A 13111-nucleotide genomic window follows, 5' to 3' on the forward strand; every position below is an offset into this window, starting at 1 on the left:
CCAACGACCGACCGCCGTCGTTCGTCTCCTGTTCACCCGGGCAGCCCGCGAGCACCGGTCGTTCGTGGTCAGAGGCCGGCGCCCTTGACCACGTCCTTGGCCGCCGGGGCCGTGATGTCGACCGGCTCGCCGTACTTCGAGATGGTGACCGTCGACGTGATGCCCATCAGGCCGAAGGTGACCTTTCTCAGGTGGTCCTTCGAGTCGATCCACGCGGTGTACCTGACCGTCTTGGGCAGGCTCGCCGCACCAGCCGCCGCCGACCCACCCAACGCCTTCGTGTCGAGCGTGAGGTCGTACTTGGCCATCTGCTCACCGTCGACCGCCTCCGTGCCGATCTTCTTGACCTTGGTCAGGCCCTTGTCGAACTGGTCGTACATCCGACTGGGGTCAGACTGCGCGGCCGCCTGCGACATCTGCTTGCCGATGGAGCTGTTCTCGTCGTAGACCGCCCACTTACCGGCCGCCTGGTTCGGCAGACCCTTGAGGTACACCTTCTTGTCCACCACTCGTAGCTGCAGGTCCATGCCCGACAGGGCCATCTTCAGAGCCATGGCGGGGTTCGACGCGTCGAGCTTGGTGTCGCCGTCCATCTTCATCGACTGACCGGCCCCCGCGAGCGACATGGACACGTGCGCCGTGGTGGCATTGGCACCCGCGGCCTTCAGGGCCGAGATGAACTCCGCCTTGTCGACGTCTCCGTTCGCGACCGGCGCGGCAGATGACGAGGTCGCTGCCGTGCTCGGTGCTGCGCTCGACGACGTGTCGCTGGGCCCGGCCGCAGGGCTGCTCGACTGGGGCTGCGTGGCGCCCGGAGTGGTGGTGCCGGGTGTTGTGCTGCCGCACGCGCTGGCGAGCAGCACTGCCGGAACAACGACGGCGCTCGCCGCAGCGCGGCGAAGGGTGATGCGTTGGCTCATGGTCGAGGCCTCCTGGGTTGGTCAACGCTCGCCCCGAAGGTGCGGTTCCCCCGACGGTGTCCCCTGTTGACGGGGTCAAGGTACCAAGGCGAGGTGAACACCCCGTCGACGTCGGGGCCTCCGGTGCAAGAATGGCGTTGATGACCGAGTACGAGTACCAGGTGCTGACCTTCGACCGGCACGTGCCGAAAGCGGAGGCCCGCCAGACGGTTCGTGAGCACGCGGAGTACGGCCGTTGGGAGCTGTCCCGCAGCGTGCTCTACGAGGGTGGCGTTCGACGTATCTGGCTGCGCCGACGCATCATGCGGGTCAACCGCACGGTGTGACCAGCGCCGGCTCGCCCGGTCAGCAGGTGCGCAGAAAGTCGCCGAGCACCCTCGCGCCGAACTGCAGGGACGCCGTGGGTACCCGTTCGTCGATCCCGTGGAACATCGGCGCGAAGTCGAGGTCGGCCGGCAGTCGCAGCGGGGCGAACCCGTAGCCCCTGATGCCGAGACGGCTGAGTGCCTTGTTGTCGGTTCCGCCCGACAGGCAGTAGGGCAGCACCGCGGCACCGGGATCCTCACGCAGCAGCGACTGCTTCATCGCCTCGACGAGGTCGCCCTCGAAGGCTGCCTCGATGGCGACGTCGCGGTGGTGGACCTCCACCTCGACGTGCTCGCCCGCCAGCTCTCGAACAGTGCTCATGAGGTCGTCCTCATGGCCGGGGAGGAAGCGGCAGTCGACGACGGCAGTCGCACTCTGAGGGATGACATTGTGCTTGTACCCCGACTCGAGCATGGTCACGTTGGCCGTGTCCTGCAACGTTCCACGCACGAAACCCTGCGCCCCTCCGAGGGTGTCGAGCAGGGCTTCGAGGTCGTCGTCGGAGTACGGAGTCGCGGTGATCTCGCTGACGGAGTCGAGCAGCTCACGCACCGAGGCGATGTACTCGCGGGGCCATTCGTGGGCGGCGATCCGGCCGATGGCAGCCGCCAGGCGCACGATCGCGTTCTCGTCGTTGGGCACAGAGCCGTGCCCGGCCCTGCCGTGCGCACGCAGCCTGAGCCAGGCGATCCCCTTCTCGGCGGTCTGGAGCAGATAGGCCCGACGTTCCCCTTGTGGCGTGGCGAGCGTGACGCTGTAGCCCCCCACCTCGCTGATCGCTTCGCTCACGCCCTCGAACCACTGCGGGTGGTGGTCGACGAGCCAGTGGCTCCCGTGGGTGCCTCCCGCCTCCTCGTCGGCGAAGAAGACGAAGGTCGTGTCGCGAGCCGGCTTGGTGCCGGTGCGGGCGAAGTGGCGGATGTTGGCGAGGATCATCGCGTCCATGTCTTTCATGTCGACCGCCCCTCTGCCCCAGATGCAGCCGTCGCGCTCTTCGGCCCCGAACGGGTCTGCCTGCCAGTCGTCGGCGTTCGCCGGAACGACGTCGAGGTGTCCGTGCACGGCCAGTCCGCTTCGGGTCGGGTCCTGCCCCTCCAGACGCAGCACGACCGTGGCCCGACCCGGCTCGCTCTCGAGCAGCTCAGCCTCCAGCCCGACCTCGGCGAGCTCGCCCATGACGTACTCCGCGGCCGCCCGCTCCCCTGGTCCCGACCCGTCACCGTAGTTGGTCGAGTCGATACGGATCAGGTCGGAGCAGATTCGAACCACCTCGTCCTCAGGTCGCACCTGGGGGGTGTCAGAACGGGTCGGGTCGTTGTGGTTCATGCCGTCAGCGTATGTCGCCGTGCCGGTTCGAGCCGCTCCACCCGGTTGGTGGTTTGCGGCGCCGTCGTGCTAACGTTGCGCCTCGCTGCACGGGCTCCACGGAGGCCGCGCAACACACCTTTGTCGGGGTGGCGGAATGGCAGACGCGCTAGCTTGAGGTGCTAGTGCCCTAACGGGCGTGGGGGTTCAAGTCCCCCCCTCGACACCACAGTTCAAACGCACCTGTTCCCGGCCGGCTGGGCTCGACCGACGGTTGGCCGGTCTCGCCCTCATTGGCGGGCAAGCCGCCTACAGTGGCGCGGGTGACCTTCCTGCGGGCGTTGGCGGCCCTTCTGCGACAGCGCGGCTTCCGCCGGCTGTTCGTCAGCCGCATCAGCTCCCAGGGCAGCGACGGCATCTTCCAGGTCGCTCTGGCCAGCCATGTGCTCTTCAATCCCGAGAAGGCGGCCGACGCCCGCAGCATCGCCATGGCGTTCGCCGTGATCCTGCTGCCCTACAGCCTGATCGGTCCATTCGCCGGGGTGTTGCTCGACCGGTGGGACCGTCGCCGCGTCCTCGTCGTCGTGCAGCTCGGTCGGCTGGTCGCCATGCTCGCGGTGGCGGCGCTCAGCGCCCGACCGAGTGTCAGCGGTGGCTTCTTCGCTGCCGTGCTGGTCGTCTTCTCGCTGAACCGCTTCATCCTCGCCGGCCTGTCTGCCGCCCTGCCCCACGTCGTCTCTCGTGACCTGCTGGTCAGTGCGAACTCCGTGGCGCCGACCTGCGGCACCCTGGCCTACCTCGTCGGCGGAGCGCTCGGCACGGGCCTGGCCACGGTGAGCAGCGACGAGGTGGTGGTTCTCGTGTCGTGCGTCGGGGTGGCCGGCGCGAGCTGGGCGGCGGCTCGTCTGCCGTTCGTCGGGCCCGACGACGTGGAGGCTGTTCTCGGCGTGCGCCACCTGCTGGGCCGGGTGGCCGCCGGGTTCGTCGAGGCCGCCCGCACCCTGCCCCGACGGGGCCGGTTGCTGCTGACGCTCGTGCTGCTCACGCGTCTGCCGTTCGGGTTCTTCCTGCTGCAGACCCTGCTGCTCGTCCGACACGCGACGACGCCCGATGGCCAGGCCATGGCGATCGCAGTGGCGGCCGCTGCGGCCGCCGCCGGGTTCGCGCTGGCCGCCTTTGTCACGCCCTGGCTGCTTCCGAAGGTCGGCGCGATCCGCTACGCCGCCGGGGTGCTCGCCGTCGGCGCGCTGGGATGCATCACCCTCGGGCCGTGGCTGACACCGGGGAGCATCAGCGCCTTGGGGTTCGTGGTCGGCATCAGCTCCCAGGGCGTCAAGATCACGGTCGACAGCCTGCTTCAGACGCACGTGCCCGACCACCTCCTGGGGCGGGCCTTCTCGGTCTACGACGTGATGTACAACGCCGGCCTAGTGGTGGCCGCCGGGGCGGGCGCCGTGCTGCTGCCGGCATCCGGCCTGGCCTGGTGGCCCTTCGTCGTGTTCGCCGGGCTCTACCTCGCGCTGGCTCTCGGTATCGGGCCCCTGTGGCAGCGAGTGAGCCGGGCCGACGAGACCCGGCCACTAGGCTGACCGCGTGCTTGCCCCCGACGGCCTTCCCGTGGTGACCGCCACCCGCTACGTCACGCCGCTCAAGGAAGGGGGGTCGCTGCCCGGCATCGTCGAGGCTTCTGACGACGGAACCTACGTGCTGAAGTTTCGTGGGGCGGGGCAGGGGCTGAAGGTGCTCGTCGCGGAGATCGTGGTGGCCGGTCTGGCTGCCCTCATCGAGGTACCGGTGCCCGCGCTCGCCGTGGTGCACCTCGATGCGCGGATCGCGAAGTACGAGGCCGACGAGGAGGTACAGGACCTGCTGACCGCGTCGGTGGGCACCAATCTTGGCGTCGACTTCCTACCCGGCTCACTCGGCTACGACGGTTCCCAGCCGCCCACGGTCGACCTCGCCGAACGGATCGTCTGGCTCGATGCCGTCACGGCAAACGTCGACCGCACCTGGAGCAACCCCAACCTGCTCGTGTGGCGCGGTCGCACCTGGGCCATCGACCACGGCGCCGCCCTCTACTTCCACCACTCGTGGCCCAGCCGCCCGCCCTCACCGCAACGTTTCGCCGCCCAGCCCTTCGACGCGAGCAGGCACGTGCTCCGACGGGTGGGAGGCGACGTGTCGAGGCGCCACACCGAGCTCGCCGAGCGCCTCACGCCGGATGCCGTGTCGACCGTGGTCGAGTCGGTGCCGACCGAGTGGCTGGAGCCCACTGCCGACCTGCCCGATGCCGCAGCGGTGCGCACGGCGTACCGCGAGATGCTCACTGCCCGACTGGCCAGCCCTGCGGCGTGGTTGCCCGGGGCGCCGTCGTGATCGGCTACCAGTACGTGTCGTTGCGACTCGTTCCGCGCGTCGACCGCGAGGAGTTCATCAACGTCGGCGTGGTGCTCTACGCACAGGACGCGGGGTTTCTCGAAGCAGCCTGGGAGATCGACGCCGCCCGCGCGGCGGCGCTCTGCCCCACGTGCGACCTCGACGGCGTGCGCGCCATGCTCGAGCAGATCAGGGCCGTGTGCCGCGGTGAGCCCGGTCGTGGCCGGCCCGTCTTCGAGCGGGCCGGGCAGCGGTTCGGCTGGATCATCGCCCCACGGTCGACCGTCGTGCAGCCGGGGCCGGTGCACGGGGGGCTCTGCGCCGATCCGACGATCGAGCTCGAGCGCCTCCTCGTTCGACTGGTCAGGGCCTGAGCGCCCACATCGCCACCGCAGCGGCGGCACCGACGTTGAGCGAGTCGACCCCCCCTGCCATCGGGATACGCACGGTGACGTCGGCGGCGGCGATGGTGTGAGCCGAGAGCCCGTCACCCTCAGCCCCGACGACCAGGGCGAGACGCTCGGGCGGCGCCGAGGCCAGCTCTTCCAGACCGACCGACTCGTCGGTCAGTGCCATCGCCACGATGGTGAAGCCGGCCACCCGTAGCTCGTCGACACCGGCCGGCCACGGGTCGATCCGGGTCCACGGCACCTGGAACACGGTGCCCATCGAGACGCGAATCGCCCTGCGGTAGAGCGGGTCGGCGCAACGCGGTGACACGAGCACGGCATCCGCTCCGAGCGCGGCGGCGCTACGAAAGATGGCTCCGACGTTCGTGTGGTCGACGACATCCTCGATGACGACCACCCGCCGAGCCGCGCTGATGACCGCAGCCACGGTCGGCAGCTCCGGACGCTGCATCGACGCGAGGGCACCGCGGTGCAGGTGGAAGCCGGTACGCGCCTCGATCACGTCATGGGCTGCGACGTAGACCGGCACCCCATCGCTCTCGGCCCGCTCGACCAGGTCGGCCAGGTCATCGACCCAGCGCCACGCCATCAGGTACGAACGGGGTCGGTGGCCGGCACGCAGTGCTCGCCGGATGACCTTCTGGCTCTCGGCGATGTAGAGGCCCCGTTCGGGCTCGATGCGCCGCCGCAGGGCCACATCGGTCAGCGAGACGTAGTCGGCGAGTCGAGGGTCGGACGCGTCGGTGATCTCGATCGGCACGTGCACACCGTAGTCGCCGCTCGGGTCGACCGACGCCCGGCATCAGCCTGCGCTCAGGCGGTGAACCAGATCAGCTTGATGATCGCGACGAGGCCGATGGTGATGATGAGGGCTCGCAGCACCGGCGGCGGGATCCGGCGACCGACGCGGGCGCCGACGATGCCGCCGACGAAGGCCCCGCCGCCCACCAGCAGCACCACGAGCCAGTCGATGCTGTCGCGCGCGAAGAGCAGGAACACGGCAGCGGCGACGACGTTGACCACGAGCGCGAGCACGTTCTTGTAGCCGTTGAGACGCTGAAGGGACTCAGAGCTGAGCGCACTGAACAGGCCCATCAGCAGCACGCCCTGGGCGGCCCCGAAGTAGCCGCCGTACATGCCCGCCACGAACACCCCGACGCCCATCGCCGGGGCGTGCCACGAGGGAGTGGAGCGATCACCGTCCTGGGCCTGGCGCTGCGACCGCGCCTGCAGGCGGGGGCCGGCGACCACCAGAATGAGCGCGATGAGGATCAGGATCGGCACGATGGCCTTGAAGGCGGTGGCCGGCAGCACCAGCAGCAGGCCGGCGCCGACGACCGAGCCGACGAACGAGAGCGGCATGAGCCGTCTCAGGGTCGGCGCCTGACCGGTCAGCTCGTGGCGGTAGCCCCACGAGCCCGTCACTCCCCCGGCGACGAGGCCGATGTTGTTCGAGACGTTCGCCACGAGCGGGTTGACCCCGAAGAAGAGCAGGGTGGGGAAGGTGATGAGAGTGCCGGAGCCGACCACCACGTTGATCATGCCCGCTGCCATACCGGCAAAGGCGACGGCGACAGCAGACCAGAACGACACCGGGTCACCCTACAAGCACGAACCGGGGGCCTCGTACATCCGGACCCGTCCGAGAAGGCGGAATCGGCCTCCGCCACAGGGGCGAAGGCCGATTCCAATCTGAGCTGACTGCCAGGGAGGCTCAGCGAGGAGGCGTCTGCTCCCCCGTCGACGGGCCGGTTGCCGGAAGGTCGGTGATCTGCGGGGCAGGCGGCATGGGCGGTTCCGAGACGGCTGGGCTGGGCGGCAGCGGGGCCGCCGGTGCGGTCGCCTGCGGCAGGGCCGCCGGTGTCACCGGGGCCGCCGGAGACACGGGGGCCTTCTGACGTGCGGGGGGTGCATTGTGCTCGGTTGACTCGGCGCTGAGCTTTGCTGCCTCTTCGCGAGCCTCCGCGAGAGCCTTGGCGGGGTCGGCCAGCACCGTGTCACCGAACGCGTCAGCATCGCCCTCTCCCGTGTCGACCCAGTCGAGCTCGTCGTCGCGGGCCGGCCCCTCGTCGGTGCCGCCGAGCGCGTTGCCGATGCCCTTGAGGGCGTCGGTCAGCTCGGAGGGAATGATCCACATCTTGTTCGAGTCGCCGCGAGCGAGCTGCGGCAGCACCTGCAGGTACTGGTAGGCGAGCAGCTTCTGGGTGGGCTTGCCACGGTGGATCGCCGTGAAGACCTGCGAGATGGCGCGAGCCTGGCCCTGGGCCTCCAGGATGCGGGCCTGCGCCGAACCCTCAGCGCGCAGGATCGAGCTCTGCTTCTCACCCTCGGCGGTGAGGATGGCCGACTGCTTGAAGCCCTCGGCGGTCAGGATGGCGGCACGACGGTCACGCTCGGCGCGCATCTGCTTCTCCATCGAGTCCTGCACCGAGTGCGGCGGGTCGATGGCCTTCAGCTCGACGCGGCTGACGCGGATGCCCCACTGGCCGGTGGCCTCGTCGAGCACGCCGCGCAGCTGACCGTTGATCTGGTCGCGGCTGGTCAGGGTCTGCTCGAGGTCGAGCGAGCCGATGACGTTGCGCAAGGTGGTGACGGTGAGCTGCTCGATGCCCTGGATGAAGTTGGCGATCTCGTAGACCGCTGCCTTGGCATCGGTGACCGCGTAGTAGATGACGGTGTCGATGCTGACCACGAGGTTGTCGGAGGTGATCACCGGCTGCGGCGGGAAGGTGACGACCTGCTCGCGCAGGTCGATGTTGGCGCGCACCTTGTCGACGAACGGGATCAGGAAGTGCAGCCCCGCCGTCAGGGTCTTGTTGTAGCCACCGAGGCGCTCGACGATCTGCGCCGTCTGTTGCGGCACGATCCGAACCGTACGCACGACGATGATGATGGCGACGATGATGAGGAGCAGCGGAATGACGAGTACCGGGTCCACGGCCTTCTCCCTGTTCTGCCCTGCGCGAGGCGCGGGCGGTTGCGGACGTGCCGGTCGGCACGTCCTCGATGTCGGTGGGGCGTCGAGCTTGGCCAGCAGCGGGTCAGCGGTCGATCGCCGGAACCCGGCTGACCACGGCGGTGGCACCGTCAATACGCTCGACGACGACCTCCTGGCCTTCCTCGATGCTGTCGCCCGAGGTTCGGGCCGTCCAGGTGTCACCGGCCAGCTTCACCGTGCCTGCCGAGGTGGACACCCGTTCGATCACGACAGCCGAGCGGCCCAGGTGCGCGGAGGTGCCCATCAGCTCGACCGGCCCACGCTTGAACCGACGATGCATCCACGGACGAACCACGAGCAGCAGCCCGACAGCCACGACAACGGCGACGATGGCCTGGATGGAGAACGGCGCACCGAACGCTGCGGCAACGGAGCCTCCGAGCGCACCTCCGCCGATCATCAGGAACGTGAAGTCCACCGTGGCTGCTTCGATCGCGACGAGTACCAACGCGATCCCCAGCCACACCAGTGCAGCCTGTCCGTCAAACATCGTGTCACCCTGCCTTCTGTCGAGCGGTTGCGGGTCGAGCCCGTAACGCGCCTCACCTGTGAGACGTTTACCAGTCTGCCTTAGTTCCCCATGGGCTCAACGGCGGGTTGGCAACGAGGCGGTCACGAAGCAGGGGTCAGACCCGGCCCAGACCCGGCTCAGGCGCGGGCTCGGGCCGACCAGCGCTCACCGTGGCGCTCGAGCACCAAGGGCAGCCCGAACGTCTCGGAGAGGTTGGCCTCGGTGAGGGTGGTCTCGATCGGGCCCGCTGCGACGACCCGGCCGTCTCGGATCATGAGCACGTCGGTGAACGACGGCGGGATCTCCTCGACGTGGTGGGTCACGAGCACCATCGCCGGCGCCTCGATGTCGGCAGCGAGCCGGCCCAGGCGCCGGACCAGGTCTTCGCGCCCTCCGAGGTCGAGCCCGGCCGCCGGCTCGTCGAGCAGCATCAGCTCGGGGTCGGTCATCAGGGCCCGCGCGATCTGCACCCGCTTGCGTTCGCCCTCGCTCAGCGTGCCGTACTTGCGATCGGCCAAGTGGTCGGCGCCGAGCGTTCTCAGCAACGTCATGGCGCGCACATAGTCGGCCGGCTCGTACTGTTCGTGCCACCGGCCGATGATGCCGTAGGAAGCGGTGACGACGACGTTGCCGACGAGCTCGCCACTCGGGATGCGTTCTGCCATCGACGAGCTGGCCAGGCCGATACGGGGTCTCAGCTCGAAGACGTCGACGGCTCCGAGCACCTCTCCGAGGATGCCGGCCACACCACTGGTGGGGTGCATGCGCGCAGCGGCAATCTGTAGCAGCGTCGTCTTCCCGGCACCGTTGGCTCCGAGCACCACCCAGCGTTCGCCCTCCTCCACCTCCCAGTCGACCTCGTCGAGAAGGGTTGCGGCACCACGACGCACGGTGACACCAGCGAAGGCAAGGACGTCACTCATGGCCCCGACCCTATGGCACGGCGCCCCACTCGTCCGGGGGGCGCACCCTACGATGGCCAGATGCCCGAGCTGCCCGCCTCCGTGCGCCTCGCGCTGTGGGTGACGCACTCGTGGAACGGTGGCCCACCGCTCGTCCAGTCGCTGGCCCGGTCGTTTCCCGACCTCGACCACGTGGCCGGCGACCTGGCCCGGCTCGAGCTCTGGAACGAGCTGGGAGAACGGGCGCTCTTCGTGGCCCTCCCCCGCCCGGGCGACACCAGTCGGATGCCGCCCGGCTCGCTGGCCGCCTCCGCCCTCGCCACCGACGTGGGCGAGTGTGTCTTCGTGCCCGGCATCGGTGGCGTGCTCGTGCCGACCCTCTCGGAGTTCGGGCCTGAGGGCGACGTCGGGGTGCGCGCCGACTGGACGGCTTTCGAGGCCGACCCGGTGCCCCGACACCGTCTGGAGATGCTCGACCTACGCCAGGTGCACCGCACCCTGCTGGCGCGCCTGTCCGAGCACGCCCAGCACTTCGAGTCGGTCGGCGGCGCACCGTGGGGAGCCGACGCACGCGCCGACATCGAGTCACGGGGCGGTACCACGCTCTGGGCAGTGCCCGGCTCCACCCCGGGCCGAGCGCTCACGGTGATGGCGCTCGCGGCCGACGTCTCGAGGGTGGCGCACCGCACCGGGGCGCTGACTTCACTGGGTTCCGGCGGCCTGGACGCTGCCACCGCCACCTCGCGTGGCCTCCTGCTGCGGGCAGTGGCGGCCGACGCCGATGACGCCCTCACCGACGCCACCAACATCGCGGTCATGACGATCGCCGGCTGGCGGCCCGATCGCTGACGAGCCGACGTCAGGCAGCTCCTTCGTCGTTCCCCTCCACCGTCCGCTCACCGCGCTCATCGTTCTGCCGCAGCAGCACTGCACGCGCGTAGGCCCGCTCGGCATCGATGTCGACGCAACGCTCCAGCACACCCGAGCGGGTGCGGAGCACCACCGCATACCCACCTTCGATGCGCTCGAGGCTGACGAAGCCATCACCGGCCAGCTCGCGAAGCTGGTCTTCTCGGGGTAGCCAGATCACCTTGCTCTGCTCGATGCTGTCGAGCGCCCACTCGGTGGTGCCGTTGAACCCGAGCACGTCGCCGCTCGCGAAGTGGTGCACGTCGACGGTCAGCTCACTGATGACGAAGACGTCCCCCTCCATGCCGGGTACCGACAGCACGAACCGGTCACCGGTCGAGGGCGTCCACTCCACGCCCGACTCGATGAGACGGCGGGCGAGCTCGATGGTCAGCATGCTTCATCCTCACATCTGATCGACGTGGCCTCAACGGGTGCCTAGATTGGGAGCATGCCGAGTGAGACCTTGTCCGTACCCCTCGACGAGAGCAGCTTCCAGTCGGTGCTCTGCGTCGCAGCCCACCCCGACGACCTCGAGTACGGTGCCGCCGCCGCCGTCGACAAGTGGGTGCGCGCAGGTAAGACCGTCACGTACCTGCTGGCCACCCGAGGCGAGGCGGGGATCGACACGATGTCGCCCGACCGGGCAGGGCCGACGCGCGAGCAGGAGGAGCGAGACGGGGCTGCGGCGGTCGGCGTCGACGTCGTCGACTTCCTCGACGGCTTCTCAGACGGCACGGTCGAGTACGGGCTTGCGCTTCGCCGAGCCCTGGCCCGACAGATCCGCATTCGCCGTCCGGATCTGATCCTGAGTCTCACGCACGAGGAGTCGTTCGCCGGCGGCGGTCTGAACCAGGCCGACCACCGCGCCGTGGGTCTGGCGGTCATCGATGCCCGCGCGGATGCCGGCAACCGCTGGATCTTCCCCGAGCTGGTCGACGAGGGGCACGAGCCCTGGTCGCCCAAGCAGGTGTTCGCCTGCAACGACCCCGCACCGACCCACTTCGTCGACGTCACCGGCCACTTCGACGCGGCCGTCGAGTCCTTGTCGGCCCACGAGCAGTACCTGACTGCGCTGGGTCCGAGCTATCCCACCCCCGCCGAGCTGTTGTCGAGGATTCTCGGAGCAGGCGCCGAGCCGCTGGGCGTGGAGCACGCCCTGCTCGGGCGGCTGCTCGGCTGACCACACCCCCGTTCAGCTGGCTAGTGGTCCAGCACCGTGCGGTAGACCTCCAGGGTGCGGTCACCGATCGTCGACCACGAGAACGACTCGACGGCCCGTTCGCGTCCGGCCAGGCCGAACTGGCGCGCCCGGTCAGGGTCGGACACCGCCTCGGTGAGCGCGGCGGCGAGGTCGGCGATGAACGCCTCTGGGTCGACCGGGATGCCGGTGCCGTCGGTGACCTGGTCGATCGGCACGAGCCAGCCGGTCTGCCCGTCGACGACGACCTCGGGGATGCCACCGGTCGCCGTGGCGACCACCGCCAGCTCACACGCCATCGCCTCGAGGTTGACGATGCCGAGCGGCTCGTAGACCGACGGGCACGCGAACACCGTGCCGTGGCTGAGCAGCGCCACGACCTCCGAGCGAGGCAGCATGTCAGAGATCCAGACCACTCCCTCTCGGCCCTGTCGCAGGTCGGCCACCAGCTGTTCGACCTCGGCCAGGATCTCCGGGGTGTCGGGTGCGCCGGCGCACAGAACGATCTGAACCTCGGGTGGAAGCTCGGCACAGGCCCGCAACAGGTACGGCAGGCCCTTCTGGCGGGTGATGCGGCCGACGAACACCACGGACGGCCGATCTGGGTCGATGCCGTGGCGGACCACCGTCTCACGGGCGTCGTCGGAACGGTCGCACGACCACAGCTGAGAGTCGATCCCGTTGTGCACGACGTGAACCCGCTCCGGGTCGAGGCTCGGGTAGCTGCGCAGGATGTCGGCTCGCATCCCTGCGCTCACGGCGACGACCGCTGCCGCACCCTCGTAGGCCGTGCGCTCGGCGAACGACGACACTCGGTAGCCGCCACCGAGCTGCTCGGCCTTCCAGGGGCGCATCGGCTCCAGCGAGTGGGCGGTCACGACGTGCGGCATCCCGCCGAGCAGTGAGGCGAGGTGTCCGCCGAAGTTGGCGTACCACGTATGCGAATGCACGATATCGGCGCCGACGCAGTCGCCGGCCATCGTCAGGTCGACCCCCAGGGTCTTGAGGGCCGCGTTGGACGAGGCGAGCTCGGCCAGGTCGGGGTAGGCCGTCGTGTCGGGTTCGTCACGGGGCTCGCCGAAACAGCGGACCTGCACCTCCACGTCACCGCGCTCGCGTAGGGCCCGGACGAGCTCGGCCACATGGACCCCAGCCCCTCCGTAGATGGCCGGTGGATATTCCTTGCTGAGGATGTCGACGCGCACAAGAGTGA

The 13111-nt window shown here is 69.4% G+C and carries 15 protein-coding genes and 1 tRNA gene; 7 read left to right on the forward strand and 9 right to left on the reverse strand.

The genetic code is table 11. The features are described 5' to 3' along the window. Nucleotides 1–68 precede the first annotated feature (68 nt). Nucleotides 69–920, reverse strand: coding sequence for an LppX_LprAFG lipoprotein (locus BA895_RS05630; RefSeq protein WP_070190921.1), 852 nt, complete (start codon nucleotides 918–920; stop codon nucleotides 69–71). A 140-nt stretch (nucleotides 921–1060) separates the two neighbouring features. Between BA895_RS05630 and BA895_RS05635 the strand changes: the two genes are divergently transcribed. Then, nucleotides 1061–1246, forward strand: coding sequence for a DUF5703 family protein (locus BA895_RS05635; RefSeq protein ID WP_083283024.1), 186 nt, complete (start codon nucleotides 1061–1063; stop codon nucleotides 1244–1246). 19 nt (nucleotides 1247–1265) lie between these two features. On the opposite strand, the gene BA895_RS05640 is transcribed toward BA895_RS05635, so the two are convergent. Continuing rightward, nucleotides 1266–2612: a M20/M25/M40 family metallo-hydrolase gene (locus BA895_RS05640; RefSeq protein WP_070190923.1), complete on the reverse strand. Its 1347-nt coding sequence runs from the start codon at nucleotides 2610–2612 to the stop codon at nucleotides 1266–1268. 122 nt (nucleotides 2613–2734) lie between these two features. Between BA895_RS05640 and BA895_RS05645 the strand changes: the two genes are divergently transcribed. The 4 genes from BA895_RS05645 (at nucleotide 2735) to BA895_RS05660 (ending at nucleotide 5341) form a co-directional block, all read left to right on the forward strand. Further along, a tRNA-Leu gene (locus tag BA895_RS05645) sits at nucleotides 2735–2820 on the forward strand. A gap of 94 nt (nucleotides 2821–2914) precedes the next feature. Beyond that, nucleotides 2915–4180, forward strand: a complete 1266-nt coding sequence (locus BA895_RS05650) for an MFS transporter (RefSeq protein ID WP_070190924.1) — start codon at nucleotides 2915–2917, stop codon at nucleotides 4178–4180. Between the two features lie 4 nt (nucleotides 4181–4184). Continuing rightward, nucleotides 4185–4967: a HipA family kinase gene (locus BA895_RS05655; RefSeq protein WP_070190925.1), complete on the forward strand. Its 783-nt coding sequence runs from the start codon at nucleotides 4185–4187 to the stop codon at nucleotides 4965–4967. Then, nucleotides 4943–5341, forward strand: coding sequence for a DUF3037 domain-containing protein (locus BA895_RS05660; protein WP_070190926.1), 399 nt, complete (start codon nucleotides 4943–4945; stop codon nucleotides 5339–5341). Before BA895_RS05655 ends, BA895_RS05660 begins: the two co-directional genes overlap by 25 nt. Here the strand turns inward: BA895_RS05660 and BA895_RS05665 are convergent. The 5 genes from BA895_RS05665 to BA895_RS05685 form a co-directional block, all read right to left on the reverse strand. Beyond that, the gene (locus BA895_RS05665; RefSeq protein ID WP_070190986.1) at nucleotides 5331–6137 is read right to left on the reverse strand and encodes an RNA methyltransferase; all 807 of its coding nucleotides are present in this window, start codon (nucleotides 6135–6137) and stop codon (nucleotides 5331–5333) included. The genes BA895_RS05660 and BA895_RS05665 overlap by 11 nt on opposite strands. A gap of 53 nt (nucleotides 6138–6190) precedes the next feature. After that, on the reverse strand, nucleotides 6191–6970 hold the full coding sequence (locus BA895_RS05670; RefSeq protein ID WP_070190927.1) for a sulfite exporter TauE/SafE family protein: 780 nt from the start codon (nucleotides 6968–6970) through the stop codon (nucleotides 6191–6193). A 121-nt stretch (nucleotides 6971–7091) separates the two neighbouring features. Beyond that, nucleotides 7092–8315, reverse strand: coding sequence for an SPFH domain-containing protein (locus BA895_RS05675; RefSeq protein WP_070190928.1), 1224 nt, complete (start codon nucleotides 8313–8315; stop codon nucleotides 7092–7094). Between the two features lie 103 nt (nucleotides 8316–8418). Then, the gene (locus BA895_RS05680) at nucleotides 8419–8865 is read right to left on the reverse strand and encodes an NfeD family protein (protein WP_070190929.1); all 447 of its coding nucleotides are present in this window, start codon (nucleotides 8863–8865) and stop codon (nucleotides 8419–8421) included. A 158-nt stretch (nucleotides 8866–9023) separates the two neighbouring features. Then, a complete protein-coding gene (locus BA895_RS05685) occupies nucleotides 9024–9809 on the reverse strand; it encodes an ABC transporter ATP-binding protein (protein WP_070190930.1) in 786 nt (261 codons plus the stop codon). Between the two features lie 60 nt (nucleotides 9810–9869). Here BA895_RS05685 and BA895_RS05690 point away from each other — a divergent pair, with 60 nt between their 5' ends. After that, nucleotides 9870–10637, forward strand: coding sequence for a hypothetical protein (locus tag BA895_RS05690; protein ID WP_070190931.1), 768 nt, complete (start codon nucleotides 9870–9872; stop codon nucleotides 10635–10637). 10 nt (nucleotides 10638–10647) lie between these two features. On the opposite strand, the gene BA895_RS05695 is transcribed toward BA895_RS05690, so the two are convergent. Next, nucleotides 10648–11094: a pilus assembly protein CpaE gene (locus BA895_RS05695; protein WP_070190932.1), complete on the reverse strand. Its 447-nt coding sequence runs from the start codon at nucleotides 11092–11094 to the stop codon at nucleotides 10648–10650. A 54-nt stretch (nucleotides 11095–11148) separates the two neighbouring features. On the opposite strand from BA895_RS05695, the gene BA895_RS05700 reads away from it, so the two are divergent. Beyond that, nucleotides 11149–11880 carry a PIG-L deacetylase family protein gene (locus BA895_RS05700; RefSeq protein WP_070190933.1) on the forward strand — a complete coding sequence of 244 codons (732 nt, stop codon included), beginning with the start codon at nucleotides 11149–11151 and terminating at the stop codon, nucleotides 11878–11880. A 20-nt stretch (nucleotides 11881–11900) separates the two neighbouring features. Here BA895_RS05700 and glgA read toward each other — a convergent pair whose 3' ends face one another. Next, nucleotides 11901–13103 carry a glycogen synthase gene (gene glgA / locus BA895_RS05705; protein WP_070190934.1) on the reverse strand — a complete coding sequence of 401 codons (1203 nt, stop codon included), beginning with the start codon at nucleotides 13101–13103 and terminating at the stop codon, nucleotides 11901–11903. Nucleotides 13104–13111 lie beyond the last annotated feature (8 nt).

This window comes from Humibacillus sp. DSM 29435 (assembly GCF_001758225.1).
Taxonomy (GTDB): domain Bacteria; phylum Actinomycetota; class Actinomycetes; order Actinomycetales; family Dermatophilaceae; genus DSM-29435.